Annotated in this window: 14 protein-coding genes; 6 read left to right on the top strand and 8 right to left on the bottom strand. The window is 63.4% G+C overall.

The window, feature by feature from the left end:
• Nucleotides 1-25: 25 nt before the first annotated feature.
• From AC07OJ_RS29900 to AC07OJ_RS29890, 3 genes are all read right to left on the bottom strand, one after another.
• Complete coding sequence (locus AC07OJ_RS29900) at nt 26-730, bottom strand: YuxH family protein (RefSeq protein WP_065906214.1); 705 nt, start codon at nt 728-730, stop codon at nt 26-28.
• Nucleotides 723-1,448, bottom strand: a complete 726-nt coding sequence (locus AC07OJ_RS29895) for a winged helix-turn-helix domain-containing protein (protein ID WP_120448302.1) — start codon at nt 1,446-1,448, stop codon at nt 723-725. The genes AC07OJ_RS29900 and AC07OJ_RS29895 overlap by 8 nt, the downstream gene beginning before the upstream one ends.
• A 355-nt stretch (nt 1,449-1,803) precedes the next feature.
• Nucleotides 1,804-2,667 (bottom strand): LysR family transcriptional regulator, encoded by an 864-nt coding sequence (locus AC07OJ_RS29890; protein ID WP_495095735.1) that lies wholly within the window; start codon nt 2,665-2,667, stop codon nt 1,804-1,806.
• A 102-nt stretch (nt 2,668-2,769) separates the two neighbouring features.
• On the opposite strand from AC07OJ_RS29890, the gene AC07OJ_RS29885 reads away from it, so the two are divergent.
• Complete coding sequence (locus AC07OJ_RS29885; protein ID WP_495095734.1) at nt 2,770-3,774, top strand: quinone oxidoreductase family protein; 1,005 nt, start codon at nt 2,770-2,772, stop codon at nt 3,772-3,774.
• 61 nt (nt 3,775-3,835) lie between these two features.
• Here AC07OJ_RS29885 and AC07OJ_RS29880 read toward each other — a convergent pair whose 3' ends face one another.
• Nucleotides 3,836-4,222, bottom strand: a complete 387-nt coding sequence (locus AC07OJ_RS29880; protein ID WP_065906224.1) for a hypothetical protein — start codon at nt 4,220-4,222, stop codon at nt 3,836-3,838.
• Nucleotides 4,223-4,367: 145 nt separating this feature from the next.
• Nucleotides 4,368-5,090: a pirin family protein gene (locus AC07OJ_RS29875; protein ID WP_065906226.1), complete on the bottom strand. Its 723-nt coding sequence runs from the start codon at nt 5,088-5,090 to the stop codon at nt 4,368-4,370.
• A 181-nt stretch (nt 5,091-5,271) separates the two neighbouring features.
• Here AC07OJ_RS29875 and AC07OJ_RS29870 point away from each other — a divergent pair, with 181 nt between their 5' ends.
• Both AC07OJ_RS29870 and AC07OJ_RS29865 read left to right on the top strand, forming a co-directional pair.
• Nucleotides 5,272-6,222, top strand: coding sequence for a GlxA family transcriptional regulator (locus tag AC07OJ_RS29870; protein WP_120448306.1), 951 nt, complete (start codon nt 5,272-5,274; stop codon nt 6,220-6,222).
• Nucleotides 6,223-6,317: 95 nt separating this feature from the next.
• The gene (locus tag AC07OJ_RS29865; protein ID WP_495095733.1) at nt 6,318-7,841 is read left to right on the top strand and encodes an ATP-binding protein; all 1,524 of its coding nucleotides are present in this window, start codon (nt 6,318-6,320) and stop codon (nt 7,839-7,841) included.
• Here the strand turns inward: AC07OJ_RS29865 and AC07OJ_RS29860 are convergent.
• Together AC07OJ_RS29860 and AC07OJ_RS29855 are read right to left on the bottom strand one after the other, a co-directional pair.
• Entirely contained in the window at nt 7,788-10,568 is a 2,781-nt protein-coding gene (locus AC07OJ_RS29860) for an ATP-binding protein (RefSeq protein WP_495095732.1), read from the bottom strand. The two genes, AC07OJ_RS29865 and AC07OJ_RS29860, sit on opposite strands and share 54 nt — an antisense overlap.
• A gap of 58 nt (nt 10,569-10,626) precedes the next feature.
• Entirely contained in the window at nt 10,627-11,025 is a 399-nt protein-coding gene (locus AC07OJ_RS29855) for a helix-turn-helix domain-containing protein (protein ID WP_065906233.1), read from the bottom strand.
• A gap of 214 nt (nt 11,026-11,239) precedes the next feature.
• Here AC07OJ_RS29855 and AC07OJ_RS29850 point away from each other — a divergent pair, with 214 nt between their 5' ends.
• Both AC07OJ_RS29850 and AC07OJ_RS29845 read left to right on the top strand, forming a co-directional pair.
• Nucleotides 11,240-12,145 (top strand): LysR family transcriptional regulator, encoded by a 906-nt coding sequence (locus AC07OJ_RS29850; RefSeq protein ID WP_106804244.1) that lies wholly within the window; start codon nt 11,240-11,242, stop codon nt 12,143-12,145.
• A 122-nt stretch (nt 12,146-12,267) separates the two neighbouring features.
• Nucleotides 12,268-12,705, top strand: coding sequence for a carboxymuconolactone decarboxylase family protein (locus AC07OJ_RS29845; RefSeq protein WP_495095731.1), 438 nt, complete (start codon nt 12,268-12,270; stop codon nt 12,703-12,705).
• Between the two features lie 3 nt (nt 12,706-12,708).
• Here the strand turns inward: AC07OJ_RS29845 and AC07OJ_RS29840 are convergent, their stop codons facing one another.
• Nucleotides 12,709-14,862, bottom strand: a complete 2,154-nt coding sequence (locus tag AC07OJ_RS29840; protein ID WP_495095730.1) for a TonB-dependent siderophore receptor — start codon at nt 14,860-14,862, stop codon at nt 12,709-12,711.
• Nucleotides 14,863-15,055: 193 nt separating this feature from the next.
• Between AC07OJ_RS29840 and AC07OJ_RS29835 the strand changes: the two genes are divergently transcribed.
• A complete protein-coding gene (locus AC07OJ_RS29835; protein WP_495095729.1) occupies nt 15,056-15,835 on the top strand; it encodes an acetoin reductase in 780 nt (259 codons plus the stop codon).
• The last annotated feature ends 135 nt before the right edge of the window (nt 15,836-15,970 follow it).

The raw sequence follows: 15,970 nt of genomic DNA, 5'->3' as shown, positions 1-15,970 counted from the left end.
CCACCGATATCAGGAAGGGGCAGTTTTACAGGCAGTCAGCAGGGGAGTAATAACCGCCCTGAAAGTATTCGAACGGCAGGTTTTTAGCCAGCATCGCACTGTCGGCAAACTCGACCGTGTCGGCGATGAAGCGCACCCCGCTGGCACTGATCAGCGCCAGCATGCGGTCGTAGAGCCTGTCGAACAGGTCCGAGCGCGTATTCAGACTGAGCCTGAGAGCGGAATCCGGAAAAGGCATTTTTATATAGTCGTACAACTTGAGGTCGATCAGCAGGTCCCCTGGCTTTGTGTCGAGTCTGTAGTTGTTATAGGCCAACGTAATACCACTGTGATCTTTCAACTTATATAACTGGCGCACCATGGCCCGGCGTTCGACCGGGCCGGGCAGGGCATCCAGACGGTTGTCGAGCGTGAGAGTGAGGGGCTGGCGATGTTTTTCCAATGACTGCGCGGTCTGGATAATTGCCTTGAACGTGTCTTCGTTCATCAAGGCCGCTTGCCCGATACGCAGGAACGCATGACGAACCCCTTGGCCTGTGACCTGGAGTGTCTTGCGTCGCGGGTTGATGCGCAGCATTGCCTCGCGCCAGGCACTTTCCGGCAGCGCGTCCTCACCGTGATGTTCCGCCCTGATTTCACTGCCCCATAAGGCATGACGACGGTCGACGATGGCTTGCCGGATGAGCGTGTAGCCCGTGGTAGTGGCACAGGGTTGGTGTTCGTTATTCACCGTGCGAACTCCCCTTGGCGGGCGGGAAGTCGCTGACGCAAATTAGACCCCGGCTTAGTTTGTAACCGTAACCGCGAATATTCTGGATAATGTTTTCACCGTAGTGCGCCTTGATTTTACTGCGCAGGCGACTGATGGATTTTTCCAGTGCGCGGGAGTCGTAGTACTTGGTATTAAGGCCCATGACGGCGGCGATCTCATTATGACTGAGCAGTCGGTTATGAATGAGCGCTTCGAGTACTTTCATTTCGACGAAGGATATTTCCAGCTTCTTGCCATCGCCGTAGATGCACATGCGGTCCTGGTCCAATACCAGTCCACGATGAAGTCGCTCGCTCTCGTTGAGAAAGGTATCAAACAGGCTTATCTTTTTTTCCGCAGAAGTTTCCACGGCCTTGACGCAGTAATCCGCACCGGCCAGATAATATTTTGTTTTGCTCAAGGTCGAGGCAAACGTAACGACCACAAATATGGTCGAGCCCGGGTGCTCTTCGCGGGTTTTTCTTATTATGTCCAGGGTTTGCTGGCTGGCGGAGGGTGTATCGATTTCTATAATGATGGCACGGTAATGTCCGTGGTGTTGCTGAGGGTCAATTAGTTGTCCGTAGCAACGTGTATCGACTTTTAAATTATTCGCTACAGTGCGAACTAAAAGCGCCCGAAAGTCCTCCGATTTCGATTGAGTCCGGGCAATAGCGAGGACGTTGGAAAAATGCATTACCCTACTCCCTTTTCCGGCATGCAGGCCGTCAGTTCAATCGCTGCTAGCGTTTAGATACTAATCGAATTGAATACGCTAAAACGTGACAAATTTTAACATTCGCCACTTTGTTTTTACGAGCGAGGAGGGCTAATAGGCACAGTTTGTGAAGGGGTTGTGCGGACTTACACATATGCTAGTGCAAATTTTTAATCGCCTATAAGTATTTTAGCCCAAACGATTTTTTTGATTGCACGCGAGGTTGGCCATTGCCTTTCCCAGGCGCCGACGCCACCAGGCCAGGCGAGCACCAGGGGTGAGAAGGGTTCCCATCGCGCCCTTGTGTTTGACCGCCGACAGTACCGTCGGTGCCTCACCGTCTTAGCTGTATTTCGCCCTCGATGCACCCCACCAGAAACTCCATCACCACCTTCACCAGCGGCGAGCGGCGCATATCGGGGTACACCGTCAGCCAGATATCGCGCTGCGGACCCTCGGTCGCCGTCGGCAGCTTGACCAATTGCGGGTCGTGATCGCCCACCAGCGTCGGCAGCACCACCACCCCCACTGCGGCCCTGGCCGCCATTTGCTGGGTGATCAGCTCGCTGGCGGCAAAGGCAATCTCGCGCGGGCCGCGCAGTTGGTGCATCCATGCCTGTTGGGGCAGGTGGTCGCGGCTGCTGTCGTAGGCGATGAAGGTCCATTGTTCGGTGGGCAGTTGCTGTAAGGCCGGCGGGCCGTACAGCCCGAAGCGCACCACGCCGACCTTCCTGCGCACCAGCGCGTCTTCATCGGGACGCAGCGTGCGCAGGGCGATATCTGCTTCACCTTTGTCCAGCGCGGCCAAGTGGGTGGAGGGCATCAGCACCAGGTTCAGTTGCGGATACTCGGCACGCAAGCGCGCCACATGCGGAGCGATGCAGTAATTGGCAATGGACGGCGGGCAACTGACCCGCACCGTGCCAGCCATTTCGATGGACGCCACCCGCGACAGGCGCAGCACCTGGGTCGCCATCTCGTCCATGCCGGCGGCCAGTTCGGCCAGCGCCAGGCCCTGGGCGGTGAGAGGGCGGCTGCGCGGCAAGCGGTCGACCAGTTTCACGCCCAGGGCTTTTTCCAGGGCGTCGACCCGGCGGCCCACTGTGGCGTGCTCCACCTGCAACTCGCGGGCAGCGGCCGACAGCGACGGGCTGCGGGCCAATACGGTGAAGTAATACAGATCCTGCCAATCGAACATCGGGTAATTTCCGCACAGAGGCTGGGACGGTTTGGGGAATATTCCAACGGATTGCGTCCTTTTACCATGGCCGCTTCCCCGTGCACATGGAGTTGTTCCTGGATGAAAGCCATCACTTTGCAAACCTACGGCGGCCCGGATGTCGCGCAACTGCAGCTGGATGTGGCCAAGCCGCTGATACGCGCGGGCCACGTGTTGATCAAGGTGGCCTGCGCCGGGATCAATTTCATGGACATTCACACGCGCCAGGGCAAGTACGCCCAATCAGTCACGTACCCGGTGCGCCTGCCCTGTACGTTGGGCATGGAAGGCGCGGGTGTCGTGGTGGAGGTCGGCGCGGACGTGCATCACTTGGCCGTGGGCGACCGCGTGGCCTGGTGCATCGCCTGGGGCGCGTATGCCGAATACGCGCTGGTGCCGGTCGACAAGGTTGCGCAGATACCCAGCGCGATCACCTTCGATCAGGCTGCGGCGGCGATGTTCCAGGGGTGCACGGCCCACTACTTGATTGAGGATGTGGCCCGTTTGCAGGCGGGCGACACCTGCCTGGTACACGCCGCTTCGGGCAGCATCGGCCAGTTGCTGGTGCAGATGGCCCGGCACGTGGGGGCGACCGTGTTCACCACGGGCAGCACCGCACAAAAGTGCGCGATTGCCCTGCAGCGCGGCGCGCACCAGGCCTGGACCTATGATGACGGCGGCTTTGTCGAGCGTGTCCTGGCAGCCACCGACGGGCAGGGCGTGGACGTGGTGTTCGATTCCCTGGGCAAAAGTACCCTGCGTGACAGCTTCCGCGCCTGCCGCACACGTGGACTGATCGTCAATTACGGCAATGTCTCGGGCTCGCTGACCGACCTCGATCCGATTGAGCTGGGCGAGGCCGGTTCGCTGTTCCTGACCCGTCCACGGCTGGCCGACCATATGGCCGACGGTGCGACGGTGCAGCGCCGCGCCAATGCGGTGTTCGCGGCAATGCTCGAAGGGGCGTTGAGCGTGGAGATCGAAGGCCACTACCGCCTGGAAACCGTGCAGCAGGTGCATGCGCGTATCGAGGCTCGGCAACAGATCGGCAAGGCGGTGCTGTGGGTGGACCGCGACTTGGATTAATGACAGGCGAAAAAAAACCGGCTGATCAGGCCGGTTTGGGGTTCCCGCCAACAGCGCGGGATTATGCGTTGTTGCCTTGCAGACGATCCGCACCGCCTTCAGCCAAGCCACGTTCTTGCAAGCGATCCGCACCGCCTTCCGCCAGGCCGCGTTCCTGCAGGCGATCCGCACCGCCTTCAGCCAGGCCACGTTCCTGCAAGCGATCCGCGCCGCCTTCAGCCAGGCCGCGTTCCTGCAGGCGATCCGCACCGCCTTCAGCCAGGCCGCGTTCCTGCAGGCGATCAGCGCCACCTTCAGCGAAACGGTTGCCTTGCAGGCGGTCCGAGCCACCCTCTGCAACACGGCTTTCGATCAGGCGATCCGCACCGCCTTCAGCGACGACAGGGTGGGCAAATGCGTTTGCAGCGAGTACCGAGAAAGCGAGGCTAAGCAAGATTTGGCGTTTCATGTGAGTGTGCTCCGAGTGTTTTAGTTGGGTTGTTGCCGGTATGGGTTTGATGTTACGCGTTGGATTTTTTAAGAGAACTTCATTGGGCTGATGGTGACTATCGACGCCAGCGATGGCCCGCTTGCGCGGACCTTCGCCGAGCCGGTCATGGCATCTGCGGCAGCTCATTGGGGCGCAGGTCGAACACCAGCACCTCGGCATCCTCGCCGTGACCCAGGCGGATCTGCCGCTCATCCCGCACGCGGGCGCCGTCGCCTTCCTGCAAGCGCTGGCCGTTGACCTCAACGCTGCCTCGGGCCACATGCACGTACACATGGCGATCTGGCGGCAAGTCCAGGGTGGCGCTTTCGTCAGCATTGAACAGCCCGGCATACACCCGTGCGTCCTGGCGCACGCTGAGGGAACCGTCTGCACCGTCCGGCGAAATGATCAACTGCAGGCGTCCGCGTTTCTGCGCTGCGCTGAAATGCTCTTGTTGATAGCGCGGCTCGGCACCGGCCACGGCGGGCACGATCCAGATCTGCAGGAAGTGCACGCCACGGCTCTGGCTGTGGTTGAACTCGCTGTGGGCCACACCGCTGCCGGCGCTCATCAGTTGCACGTCGCCGGGGCGGATCACCGAACCGGTGCCCAAGGTGTCCTTGTGTTCCAGGGCGCCTTCGAGCACGTAGGAGAAAATCTCCATGTCGCGGTGCGGGTGCTGGCCGAAGCCCTTGCCGGCGGCGACACGGTCATCGTTGATCACCAGCAGGTCGGAAAAACCTTGCTCGGCGGGGTTCCAGTAGTTGGCGAACGAAAAGGTGTGGAACGACTTCAACCAACCGTGATTGGCGGCGCCGCGTTCCGAAGCTTTGCGAAGGGTCAGCATGGTGGTGTCCTCAAGTGAGCGCGGGCTGCGAGATGCAGGGCGCTGGCGTTGAGAAGAAGGTTACTGGTTACTGTTTGATTCATTAAGGAGGTGAAATCTGAATAACTGTCTCCTTGAAGTTGACAGTAATCGACGTGCCATAATGGCTGACGCTTTCCCTTCCTTATAGGTCTCCCGCTTGATGAAAACCGTGGCCATGGCGCTGTTTCCGGACTTCCTCCTGCTCGACATGGCGGGGCCGCTCGAGGTGTTTTCCATCGCCAACCGCTACCTGCCTGCGGCCGACCACTACCAGATACTCACCATCGGCACCGAGCCTGGCCCGTTGCGCGCCTCCAATGGGGTGGTGGTGCAGGCCGACCTGGCGCTGGGCCAGGCGCACGCGGCCTACGACCTGCTGCTGGTGCCCGGCGGGCCCGGTGCCTATAACGAATGCCATCCCGCGCTGTTGCCCTGGCTGCAAGAGGCCGCGCCGCGTGCCCGGCGCTTTGGGTCGATCTGCACCGGAGCGTTTGTGCTGGGGCATGCCGGCCTGCTCGATCATCACCGCGTGACCACCCATTGGCACTACACCGAGCGCCTGATCAAGGCCTTCCCCAAGGCCATCGTCGAGACGGACCGCATCTACCTGCAGGACGGGCGATTGATTACCTCTGGCGGCGTCACGGCCGGTATCGACCTGGCGCTGTCGATTGTCGCCCAGGACCACGGCAAGCAGGTCGCGGTGGACGTGGCCAAGGTGCTGCTGGTGGTAATGAAGCGCCAGGGCGGCCAGGCCCAGTTCAGCCCGATGACAGCCGCCGTCGCGCCCCAGGAAACCGCGATCACCCGCGTGCAGCAGCACGTACTCGACCACCTGGACCAGCCCTTCAGCATCGAGTCGATGGCCACGCTGGCAGGCATGAGTGCGCGCCACTTCGCGCGGCTGTTTGCCAAGGAGGTGCAGATGACGCCCATGGCCTTCCTGCAGGGCGCGCGTATCGACCGCGCGCGCCAGCTGCTGGAAGCCACCGACCTGCCGCTGAAGACCGTGGCCTTCCACGCAGGTTTTGGCAGCGTGCGGCATATGCGTTTTCTGTTCAGTGAAAAGCTCGGTCTCAACCCGACCCAATACCGGCAGCAGTTCAGTTAGCGCCAGGATGTCCGTCTCGCGCACTCGAATGTCCGTGTCGCTCCCCGTGCCAGCATTGTCCTGTCATTGCCAAGTGGCAAGATAGCCACAGGCCCATGGAACAGGACGCGCAAACGCCCAAGGCCGGGTGTTCCAGCGCGATGACAGCGATGAACAACCTTCAGGCGATGGATGCGAGCGGCACGGTGCGTTTCGGTGCCTATGCCTTTCACCGGCAACAGCGGCTGCTCAGCAAGGCTGGGTGGCCGGTGCCCTTGGGCGGCCGCGCGCTGGATATCCTCGCGGTGCTGCTCGAGGCGCCCGGGCAGTTCATCAGCAAAGCCACGCTGATCGAGCGCGTCTGGCCGTGCAGCGTGGTCGAGGAAAGCAACCTGCGCGTGCACATCGCCGCCTTGCGCCGTGCCCTCGACGGGCAACGCTGCATCCTCAACGATCCCCAGCGCGGCTACTGTTTCATTGCGCCGGTCCACGGCGAGCTGTCGTCGCAGTTGCCCCGGCACAATCTGGCGACGCGGCTCAGCCCGGTGATGGGGCGCGATGAATTGCTTGGCGTGCTGGTGCGGCGCCTGTCCGGGCAGCGTCTGATGACCCTCACCGGCTGTGCCGGCGTCGGCAAGAGCACCCTGGCCCTGGCGCTGGCCGAGCGCGTATTGCCACGCTATCGCGCCGGCGTGTGGTGGGTGGACCTCGCCACCGTGCAGGCGCCGACAATGCTGCTACAGCACCTGGCCACAGTGCTGCACCTGGTACCCACCCGGAGCCCCGTCGAACTATGCCGCCAACTGGCCGGCCGGCAGTTATTGCTGGTGCTCGACGGCGTTGACCCGCTGCTGGGTGCCTGCCGGCATCTGGTGCGCGCGCTGCACGAGCAGGCGCCGCAGGTCAGCGTGCTGATCAGCAGTCGCGAAGCCTTGCACGTGCCGGGCGAATGGGTGCTGCGCGTGCCGCCGCTGGCGGTGCCTGCACCGGCGGTATTGGGCAGCGTCGACCACGCGATGGCTTGCCCGGCGGTGCAACTGTTCGTCGCCCGCGTACGTGCCAGTCAGCAGGACTATGATTTGCGCCCCCAGGACCTGGCACCCCTGCGCGATATCTGCAGACGCCTCGACGGCCTTCCCCTGGCCCTGGAACTGGCGGCCGCCCAGGTCGACGCCCTGGGCGTGCGCGGTTTACAGGCGCAGCTGCGCAGCGGCATACAGACGCTGAGCCGCGGTCGACGCACGGCCGTGGAGCGCCACCAATCGCTTGCCGCTGCCCTGGACTGGAGCTACGAACGCCTGAGCCTGCCGGAGCGCTGGCTGTTCCTGCAATTGGGCTTGTTCAAAATGGCCGTGACCTTGCCGTCCTTGAGCGTGCTGGTCGCCGGCACCGAGCTGGAACACGCCGACCTTGCCTACCTGCTGGCGCGACTGGTGAGTACCTCATTGCTGAACGTCGAGCCGGGCCCGGGGCCCGCGCGTTATCGTTTGCTCAACAGCACCCGCAGCTACGCCCTCGCGCAGTTGCGCGACCCGGCGCAGGTGGCACGGTTGCAGCAGGGGTATGGGCATTATCTGGGGGCGTTTTCAGGCCGGACGTTTGTCCTGCAACTCGTCGAGCAGGCGGCGTACGCGCAGTAGGTCGCGGGTGGCAAAGCCTTCGGTAAAGCGCCCGTAGACTGAACCGAGCAGATCGCGCGCAGGCTGCAGGCGACCTTGCTGCTGCCAGCGCTGCGCCAATGAGGTCGCGCAACGCAGTTCCCAGGCCAGCGCGCCTTGCTGGTTAGCCAGGCCGAGGGCTTCGAGCAGCAGCGCTTCGGCGGTGCCGGTGTCGGCCATGCCCTCGGCGTGCACGCGGATCACTTCGGCGGCGCACCAGCCGGCTGCCCCCGTGCGGGCGCGCTCGAAGGCTTGCTCATCGACGACACGCGCGCCGAACGTGATCAGGATGTCGTCTATCAGCCCCAGGCCCTGCAGGTCCTGGTGGCCGGGAATCCCGGCGTAGTGCCCCGCCCAGGTCTGGAACAGTTGCACCGAATGCTTGTGGGACTGCTCCAGCAGCAGCGTCTGCAGGCGCTGCGCCGCCTCGTCATCGCCGTTGTAGCGGGCGATGACCACGCCGGCCAGGGCCAGGGTGTAGCAGATCGACGTGCCGTGATTGATCTGCAGCGCCAACTCCAGCGCCTGGCTGGCCACGGCCCAGGCGCGCTCGGGAAAACCCTGCAACCACAGGATGCGCGCCAATACCGTCAGTGAGGCGACGCTCTGGTCATATTGCACGCCCAAGCGATAGGCAAAGCGATTCAGCGAGCCGCTGTGCGCCATGCGCTGGATGACCTGTTCGGCCGTGTGCCGGGCGAGTGCCTGGTTGCCGGTGTAATGCTGCGCCAGCACGTGCAGGCGCTGGGTACTCAGCTCCAGCAGCGGCTCGGTGCGCGGGTCGAGGTGGTCGAATTGCACGCTCAGCGCCTGTGCCTGGCGATAATGGCCTGCGCACAGGTTGACCGCCATGTAGCCGGAGACCGCACGCAATTGGCCGGCGAGGTCCTGGCGTTCCTCGGCCAGGCGCCTGGCGCTGGCAAACGCGGCGATGGTCCGCGGTGCGCCGCCCAACGCGTGATAGGACAGGCTGCCCAGGGCCAATTGCAGCTGCATCGTCAATTGCGTGCAGGGCGCACTGGCCTCGGCCATCAGCGCCAGCGCCTTGTCGACATACATCGCATGTTCCCTGACCAGCGACAACTCTTGCCAGAGCGGCATGGCGCTGACCGTCAAGCGGATCGCCAGCAGGTGTTCGCCGCCCTCGGCAAGGCCCCAGTCGAGCGCGGCACGCACGTCCTCGCGCAGTGGCGCGTAGCGGTCGAGCCACGGTTGGGTCGCGATCAACTCCCAGTCGTCCTGCGCCTGCTCCATCAGCGTCAGGCAGCGCACCGCATGGCGCTCGCGCGTGGCGTGCAGCTCGTTGGCGAGGCTGAGCTTTTCCAGGGCGTAGGTACGGGTGATGTCCAGCAGGCGATAGACCATCTCGTCATCGCCCGGCTCCACATTGAGCAAGGATTTGGCCACCAACTGGGTAATCGAGCCCAGTACCTCGGCCGGTGCAATCTGCTCGCCGGCAATCACCGCCGCCGCGCTGGCCAGGCTGAAACCGCCACGGAACACCGCGAGGCGACGCAGGCACACCTGCTCGCACGCGGTCAGCAGGTCGAAGCTCCAATCCAGCGTGGCGCGCAAGGTCTGATGACGGGGCAGGGCGCTGCGCCGGCCACGGGTCAGCAGGCGGAAGTTGTCTTCCATCTGCACCAGCAGGCGCGGCAGGCCGAAGCGTTCGATCTGCGCCGCCACCAACTCGATTGCCAGCGGGATGCCGTCGAGGCGCTGGCAAATATCAATCGCCAACGGCAGTTCGGCTTCGCTCAGCTCAAAGCGGTCCTGGTGCGACATGGCTCGCTCGATCAGCAATTGCAGGGCCGGGTAGCCCATGGCCTGGGCGCGATTGCCGGTGGCAGGCGGGCAGGCCAGGGGGTCGAGGCGTTGCACCGACTCGCCCTCGGCGCGCAGGGCCTCGCGGCTGGTGGCCAGGATATGCAGCCGGGGCGCATGGCGCAGCAGGCTTTCGCTGATCAGCGCGATGTCGTCCAGCAGGTGCTCGCAATTGTCGATCACCAGCAGCCACTGGCGTTCCTGCAGGCGGCGCGCGAAGGTGTCCAGGGGTTCATGCTCGACGTGTGTGAGGCCGAGCAGGGCGGCGAGGTTGGGCAGGATCAGTGCCGGTGCGCTGAGGGGCGCCAGGTCCAGCAGGTGGATGCCGTCGCGGTAATGTCCGATCAGCAGTTCGGCCACGCGCAACGCGACGGTGGTCTTGCCGATGCCGCCGGCGCCGGTCAGGGTGATAAAGCGCTGTTGCGGCAGCTGTTGCACCAGGCGGTCGATCAAGGCCTGGCGGCCGATCACGCGGGTGCGCCGCAGTGGCAGGTTATGGCCCTGGGCTTGCGGGGTGCCATCAGCCGGAAAGGTCATCGGTTCGATGCTCAGTGGCGCAACAAAACTGTAGCCACGCTGGGCCACCGTGACGATATAGCGCTGCCCGGCCTGGCCGTCGCCCAATGCCTTGCGCAACGCGGCCATGTGCACCCGCAGGTTGCCGTCTTCCACCACGCTGTGCGGCCAGACCCGGGCGATCAAGGCCTGCTTGCTCACTACGTTGCCGGCCTGCTCCAGCAGGATCAGCAGGATATCCAGCGCGCGCCGGCCCAGGCGCAATGGCTGGCCGGCCTCCAGCACCAGGCGTTGGCGCGGATGGACGCGGTAGGGGCCGAAATGTACGGCCTGGTCGCTGAGGTCGCTGAGGTCGCTGAGGTCGCTCATGGCGCGCCATGCTCGGAAAAAGGAGTGCGGCCAGCATAGGCCAGGTGCGCCGCCACCACTAGGCCGCGATCACGTCGGGCTTGTGACGCAATTGGTGATTTCGCCAGGTCATCGGGTTGACGCCTTCGCTGCGGGTGAACATATGGCAGAAATGCGCCTGGTCGCAGAAGCCGCATTCGAGGCTGATCTGCGTCAGGCTCAGGGCGGAACCGGTGATCAGTTCCTTGGCCCGCTGGATGCGCTGCTGGCGAATCCATTCCTGCGGCGACAGCCCGGTGGTGCACTTGAACGCGCGGGAGAAATGGCTGCGTGACAGCGCGCAGGCCTGGGCCAGGTCGGCAATCGCCAGGCTTTCGCCGAGGTTGGCGAGGATCAATTGCTTGGCAATGCGCTCGCGCCGGGGGCAGAGGCCGCCGGTCGCGGGCAAGCGGGGAGCACAGTACTCAAGTCGGGCCATGACAGATATCCGCAGTCGATGGGAGCGTTCCCGGTGAATGGATGCAGTGTAGACCGCTGCATTCTTGGCGCCGGACCGTCTGGCTGACGAGTTAATCGTTGTTAATTTTGCCAGCTCAGGCGGAAAAAACCGGCGGAAAAGACAGCACAGCCATGCAATACCACGGGTGGCTTGCGTGCTTATCTGTGGGCTTTTCAGCCGTTTGGATTGCCCCATGAACCGCAACGACCTGCGCCGCGTCGACATGAACCTCTTGGTGATTTTCGAAGCACTGATGTTCGAGAAGAACCTGACCCGCGTCGCCGAAAAGCTCTTCATGGGCCAACCGGCGGTCAGTGCGGCACTCGGGCGCCTGCGCGACCTGTTCGACGACCCGTTGCTGCTGCGCAACGGCCGGGGCATGGAACCTACGCCACGGGCGCTGGCGATACTCAAGGAGCTGCAACCGGCCATGGACACTATTTCCGGCGCGGTCAGCCGCGCCAAGGATTTCGACCCTTCCACCAGTTGCGCGGTGTTTCGCATCGGCCTCTCCGACGACGCCGAGTTCGGCCTGTTCCCGCCGTTGCTCAGCCAACTGCGCGAAGAGGCGCCGGGCATCATCGTGGTGGTGCGTCGCGCCAACTACCTGTTGATGTCGTCGCTGCTGGCCAGTGGCGAGATCACGGTGGGGGTGAGCTACACCACTGAATTGCCGGCGAATGCCAAGCGCAAGAAGCTGCGCGATATTCCCTGCAAGGTGCTGCGCGGCGACGCCGGCGTGGCACCGCTGACCCTCGACGACTACTGCGAGCGGCCCCACGCAATGGTGTCGTTCTCGGGGGATTTGAGCGGCAACATTGACCTGGACCTGGCGCGTATCGGCCGGGCCCGCCGGGTGGTGCTGGCGGTGCCGCAGTTCAGTGGGTTGCGCGCGCTGTTGGCGGGCACGCAGATCATCGCCACAGTGCCGGATTACGCGGCCTGCGCGTTGACCGAGGGCACGTCGCTGCGGGCCGAGGACCCGCCGTTTGCGATAGAGGCAGCGGAGCTGTCGATGGTGTGGAGCGGGGTGCATGACAATGACCCGGCGGAGCGGTGGTTGCGGGCGAGGATTTCGGAGCACATGGCGGGGGCTTGATTGAGGAGGTGGGCCCAGCCCACCAGGAATTGGTCACCCATTCTTCCCCGGAATTGGATATTCCTCCCACCACCTCCGGTCACTAACCTAGCGATCAACCCCCACCGTTCCGGAGAACCACCATGCAAGCGCGTACCGATTTCTACACCGCCTCCCCAGACGCCATGAAAGCCATGCTCGCCCTGGAAGCCGCTGTCGGCAAACTGTCCATTGAGTTGCCCCTGCTGGAACTGATCCGCCTGCGCGTTTCGCAGATCAATGGCTGTGCCTTCTGCCTCGACATGCACACCGCCGATGCCCGCAAGGGCGGTGAGACCGAGCGTCGCCTGTACACCGTGTCGGCCTGGCGTGAAACGCCGTTCTTCACCCCGCGTGAGCGCGCCGCGCTGGCCTGGGCCGAAAGCCTGACCCTGCTCAGCCAGACCCACGCGCCGGATGAGGACTTCAATACACTCGCCGCCGAGTTCAGCGCCCAGGAGCAGGTCGACCTGAGCGTGGCCATCGCCACCATCAACAGCTGGAACCGCCTCGCGGTGGGTTTTCGCAAGATGCCCAAGTAAGCCTTAGAAATTCACCGAAGCACTCAGGCGCGCCGTCAGTGGCGCGCCCTGGAACAGATAGTCATCGCCCATGTACTCGCCCGCGTCGCGCCAGTAGCGCTTGTCGAACAGGTTGTCGACGCTCAGGCGAAACACCGTCTCGTAGCCGTCGACCTTGGTGGTGTAGCGGCTGCCGACATTGACCACCGCATAATCCCCGACCTCCACATTCCCGGTACGGTTCGCGTACTTCTTGGCGCTGTACTGCACGCCGCCGAGCACGGCCAATCCATTCACCCACGGCAACGCATAGTCGGCGTACACACTGGCGCGCAGCTTGGGTACGTTGATCGCCTGGTGGTCTTCGTATTCCGGCGTACCGCTGCCGGTCACCCGCGCGCGAATCGCCGCCACACTGGTCGCGATCTGCAAACGGTCGGTGGCCCAGCCGTTGGCCGACAACTCCAGCCCGGTGTTCTTCTGCTCGCCCTGTTGCACATAGATGAACTGATCGGCGCCTTCCGGCTTGGCGTACTGGTAGGCCTGGCGCGTCTGGAATACGGCAGCAGCGAAGCTGATGCGGCGCCAGTCGTATTTCACCCCGGCTTCGATCTGGCGCGAAACGGTCGGCGCGAGGGTTTCACCGTCGTTGGTGGTTGTCCACGGCGCCTGGCCGCCCAGGGACAGGCCTTTGCTGTAACTGGTGTAGAGCGAGATGTTTTCGACTGGCTTGTAGATCAACGAAGCCTGCGGCAGGAACACGTATTGCTGGGTGTGGCGAACCTGATTGCCAGTGGTCCCGTCGAAGGCTTTTTCGTCCAGGCGCACTTCACGGCCGCCGAGGATGGTTTGCCATTGCTCGTTGAAGCGGATGCGGTCGGTGACGAACAGGCCGTACTGGCGGCTGTCGAGGTTGCGATGGCTGTCGTTGAGCGGCTTGTCGGTGGGGGTGAACGTCGGAGCATCGACGTTGATATTGGTGCTGCCGATGTATTCGTTGACCGACTTGCGTTTGTCGACCACCCGGCGAAAGGCGCTGGTGCCGAAGGTCAGTTCATGGCCCAGGCTGCCCGTGTCGAACAGCCCGGTCATGGCCGCCTGCACTTCGTCGTCGCGGCGGGTGTCGTCGGGGCTGCGGTAGTCGTAGACGTCGTAGTCGCCAGTGGGGCTGAAGAAGGCGGTGCCGCAATCGGTCACGTAGAAGCAGCCATAGGCAAACGAACTGTAGTCATCGATCACCACTTTGCTGCGCGCCGCGCTGAGGTTGCCTTTCCACTGGTCGCTGAAGCGGTATTCGAACTTGCCGTTGAGGTTCAGTGAGTCGATGCCCACCTGCTTGGAACCGCTCTGGTGCCCGAGCAACTTTTTCGGCGACGCGCCGTGTGGCACTTCAGTGCCGCCCAGCAACTGGTAGCCGGGCACCGAGCGTTGCTGCTTATCCTGGTATTCCGCATCCAGCTGCAGCACGGCGTCGGGGCTGATGTTCCAGTCAAAGGCCAGGGACACGAAATCGCGCTGGCCATTGGCGTGTTCCACGTAGGAATTGAGGTCTTCATGGGCGACGTTGGCACGCAGGCCGAATTGCTGCTCGCTGCCGAACCAGCCGCCGACATCGGTAGCGATATAACCGCTGCCGCGATCATCGGTGGACACCGTCACCTGGCGCACGTCCTCCGGGCGCTTGGTCACGTAGTTGATCACGCCGCTGGGCTCGGAGATGCCGCTTTGCAGGCCCGCCAGGCCCTTGAGCACTTCCACCTGCTGCTTGTTTTCCAGGGCGACGTTCTGCTCGCCGGTGATGGTGCGCCCGTTGATTTTGTAGCTGCTGGCGGCATTCAGCGAGAAGCCGCGCACCACAAAGTTTTCGTAGTAGCCGATGGGCGCATAGCTGTCGCCCACCGAGGCATCGTTGCGCAGCACTTCACTGAGCAGGCGCGCCTGCTGGTCCTTGATCATCGCGGCGTTGATCACCGTGATCGAGGCCGGCGTGTCCAGCAGCGGCCCCTCGTCGAAGCCCCCGACCGAGGCGGTTTCAGCGCGATAGCCGGACTCATCCTGGCCCTGGACCTGCACCGCTGGCAGCTCCAGCTCCGCCGCCAGACTGTGACCGATGCCGCCACTGAGCAGCAGGCCGAGGGCAAAACGTGAAGTGACGACGGGACGAAAACGCAAAACCATGGGGGCAAGGCCTTAAAGCGCAGGGCGGGGGGCGCATAAGCTAGGCATAAGTGCGTGCTTTTACAAGTTTTCGAGAATGATTCGCACGCTGAGACATCCCGTCTCAGCCCCCACGCCAATCGCCGCGCGCCTCGACAGCCGCCCCGGCGACCTGCGATAGACAAGGCTTCTCTCATCATTGCAGGAGATCGTCATGGGGATTGCTGGAAAAATCGCGCTGGTCACCGGCGCCGGGCAGGGCATTGGCCGGGCCATCGCCCTGCGCCTGGCACAGGACGGTGCCGACATCGCCCTGGTGGACATCAATGGCGCCAAGCTCGAAGCCGTAGCTGCTGAAGTGGTCGCCCTGGGACGCAAGGCCTCGGTGTTTGTCGCCGACGTGTCCAAGCGCGAACAGGTGGTGGCCGCCGTCGAACATGCGCACCAGACCCTGGGTGGCTTCGACATCATCGTCAACAACGCCGGGGTGGCGCAGATCGATTCGCTGCTGGACGTCAGCCCGGAACAGGTCGAACGCACGCTGGGCATCAACGTGCAGGGTGTGTTGTGGGGAATCCAGACCGCCGGCAAGAAATTCAAGGCGCTCAAGCAGAAGGGCAAGATCATCAACGCGTGCTCCATCGCCGGCCATGAAGGCTTCGCGCTGCTCGGGGTGTACTCGGCGACCAAGTTTGCCGTGCGCGCCTTGACCCAGGCGGCGGCCAAGGAATTGGCCAGCGCCGGGATCACGGTCAATGCGTACTGCCCGGGCGTGGTGGGCACCGATATGTGGGTCGAGATCGACAAGCGCATGGCCGAGATTACCGGCGCTGACGTCGGCGCGACGTACAAGAAGTACGTGGAGGGCATTGCCCTGGGCCGCGCGGAAACGCCGGAAGACGTTGCCGGGCTGGTGGCCTTCCTGGCCGGGCCGGATTCGGACTACATGACCGGCCAAGCCCCGTTGATCGACGGCGGGCTCGTCTACCGCTGACGTGCTTGGCTGACGCGTTCAAAAATGTGGGAGCGGGCTTGCTCGCGAAGGCGCAGTGTCAGTCAACCATGATGCAGCTGATCCACCGCCTTCGCAGGCAAGCCAGCTCCCACACTGATTTGCGGTTGGACTGAA

This window comes from Pseudomonas sp. GW821-FHT09C08 (assembly GCF_059418125.1).
The sequence above is the reverse complement of the archived record's forward strand: the minus strand, read 5'-3'. Positions and strand labels throughout refer to the sequence as shown.